The organism is Pseudomonas sp. NPDC079367 (assembly GCF_044542195.1).
GTDB lineage: Bacteria > Pseudomonadota > Gammaproteobacteria > Pseudomonadales > Pseudomonadaceae > Aquipseudomonas.
This window is the reverse complement of the sequence record NZ_JBITTW010000084.1, coordinates 1-2,764: the sequence shown is the minus strand read 5'-3', so window position 1 is coordinate 2,764 and position 2,764 is coordinate 1. Positions and strand designations below refer to the sequence as shown.

The window sequence follows — 2,764 nt, the reverse complement described above, 5'->3', positions numbered from 1 at the left end:
TGAATAATACGAGACTGCTGTTGCGCTTTTCCGGAGATCACACCCTATCCTCTGTATGTCTTTGCGGGCTAATATCAAGCCGAGGATTATACCTGAGCTATGACCTCACGCGCCAGTTGAGGTCGGGTTTGATGCGGAAACATTGCGACTTAAAAGGTCGCGCAGTTGATTTTTCTCTTCGACGCTCAGTTCGCTTTGCCGCGCTTTCCTGAGTAACTGTTCGAGATTTCGCTCGCGTTGGCGGGCTGACAAGCTAGTAATGGTGTCGAAAAACTGTTGTTCAAGGTTATCTCCATCAATCAGCCATTCCTTTTCTGCCAGTGCCTTTAGCAAGCGACCCTGTTCAGTGCCGTGCCATCGCGCGATCAACTGAAATGAGTTTAGCTTGGGATTCTTCTGTACGGCTTCCAGCAACGCCACAAGCAGCTGGGCGTTGGTCTGATTTTCATCGGCGATGTGCCCGGCGTCTTCGACGCGCTTGGCCAGTTGCGGATGATGGAGCAATGTTCTGAGGGCCGTCAGGGTTGGCGATTCAACACCAATCGGTGTGCGCGGGCGCTGCTGTTCGCGATCGCCGCCACGCTTGCCATTCTTGTCCCACGGTTTCTTGTCCCACTTCTTGCCGCCGGCGCCGGGTTTCTTCGGCGTCCATTCCTGCTGCGGCACATACATGTCCTGTGCCTGCGGCTGATGGTAGTCGCTGTAATCCGGCATGGCGTCGTAATCGATGCCCGGATCGTAAGCGGGCGGTGCTTCCTGCGGCGCACTCTGAACCAGTTGGCTGACGGTCTCGCTGCTCAGGCCGGTGATTTCTGTCAGGCGCTGGCGCATCAGGATGCGCAGATTCGCGCCCGGCACCTTGTCGATCAGCGGTGCGGCGAGAGTGGCCATGTGCGCCTTGCCCTCGAGCGAGCGCGGATCGGATTCTTCGGTCAGTTGCTGAAAAAAATAGTCGGCCAGCGGCTGCGCGTGCTGATTGATGCGCGCCTTGAAGGCATCGGTGCCTTCGGCGCGAACCAGGGTATCCGGGTCTTCGCCTTCGGGCAGAAACAGAAACCGCGCGCGACGACCGTCCTGCAGGCACGGGAGAGTCGCCTCCAGAGCGCGCCAAGCGGCATTGCGGCCGGCCTGGTCGCCATCGAAGCAGAACAATACGTTCGGCACAACGCGGAACAGGCGTTTCAAGTGTTCTTCGCTGGTTGCGGTACCCAGCGTCGCGACGGCATTGCGCAAGCCTTGCTGGGCGAGGGCGATGACGTCCATATAACCCTCGACGACGATGATTTCGTCGAGGTTGCGATTGTTCTTGCGCGCTTCATAAAGGCCGTAGAGCTCCTGGCCTTTGTGGAATACCGGAGTTTCCGGTGAGTTCAGGTACTTGGGCTTGTCGTCGCCCAGTACGCGGCCGCCAAAGGCGATGATTCGTCCGCGGGTGTCGCGGATCGGGAACATCACGCGATCACGGAAGCGATCATAGCGCTTGCCGGTTTCGGCGTTCTCGATCAGCAGGCCGGCTTCGATCATGGCCTTTTGTTGCAGGGTGTCGCTGCTCAGATGCTTGAGCAGATTGTCCCAGCCCGGCGGAGCAAAGCCGAGGCCGAAATCCCGAGCGATCTCGCCGGTCAGGCCGCGTCCCTTGAGGTAATCCACCGCAGCCTTGCGCGACGGATGACTCTTGAGTGCCTGCCGATAGAAGTCGGCGGCGGCGGTGAGAAGCGGATACAGCGGCGAATCGGTCGGCTGGCGCGGCTTGCGCTCGCGGCCGCTTTCTTCGCGGGGGATTTCCATGCCGGCGGCTTTGGCAAGATCTTCAACGGCCTGGGGGAAATCCAGGTTGTCGTGATCCATGAGAAAGCCGAGGGCGTTGCCACCGGCGCCGCAGCCGAAGCAGTAATAGAACTGCTTGTCGGGGCTGACGCTGAATGACGGGGTCTTCTCTTTGTGGAACGGGCAACAGGCGGTGTAGTTCTTGCCGGCCTTCTTCAATTGCACGCGCGAGCTGACCACGTCGACGATGTCGGTGCGGTTCAGCAGGTCGTCAATGAAGCTCTGGGGAATCAGCCCGGCCATGGCGTTCTCGTCGTCTGCGCTGTAATAAGTCCGTTGCGACAGGCTGTCGGACGCGGGCCATTGTTGGAAACGCACAAAATATGCGGCTCGACCGGTGTCGTCTGCGTGATCGCTGTCGGGAAGTGTATCTGCCGAAAATCCACTGACGTTAGTACCTATCAGTCTTCGACTATTTGGAAGTGTTGCGCCGAATCCGCTGACGGCCGGTTGTCGACCTCGGATAGCTCAATAACGCGGGCACGCATACAGGTGCCTTGGGCTGATCGTCGTAAGAGGAATCAGTGGGTGTGCTCGTCAGTAGCCTTGAAAGGCTCGTCAGAAAAGACGTGCACCGCTGGCAAAAGAGCCAGGCCTGACGCGGTGAAGCAGATTTGTCTCGGTCGCATCGGCGGCGTCGACGGTGAAGCATCAAGCGTTTTACGCAAATGCCATTAGCCCGGCTGAGGGCCGGGCTTAGGCAAGAAGCTTGCTACGAACGTCTGTGTATTAGTACAGACGAACGGCGCGGCGCTGTTCGCGCTGAACTTTCTTGGCGTGACGCTTAACAGCGGCTGCTGCCTTGCGCTTACGCTCAGAAGTTGGCTTCTCGTAAAATTCGCGGCTACGAACTTCATCCATTACACCGGCTTTTTCGAAGTAGCTCTTGAAAAGACGCAGAGCTACGTCGAAGGGTTCGTTCTCTTTTACTTTGACG

At 58.3% G+C, this 2,764-nt stretch carries 2 protein-coding genes; both read right to left on the bottom strand.

Annotated features, from left to right (window positions below; translation table 11 throughout):
- Positions 1–105: 105 nt before the first annotated feature.
- Positions 106–2,070 carry a DNA primase gene (dnaG, locus tag ACIGDJ_RS28175; protein WP_397504714.1) on the bottom strand — a complete coding sequence of 655 codons (1,965 nt, stop codon included), beginning with the start codon at positions 2,068–2,070 and terminating at the stop codon, positions 106–108.
- 486 nt (positions 2,071–2,556) lie between these two features.
- On the bottom strand, positions 2,557–2,764 hold a 208-nt coding region (rpsU, locus tag ACIGDJ_RS28170), incomplete at its 5' end, for a 30S ribosomal protein S21 (RefSeq protein WP_397504713.1).

What these genes read in the sequence shown, in the direction of transcription:
- dnaG (WP_397504714.1), bottom strand. Translation starts at nt 2,070, where the DNA reads ATGGCCGGGCTGATTCCCCAGAGCTTCATTGACGACCTGCTGAACCGC.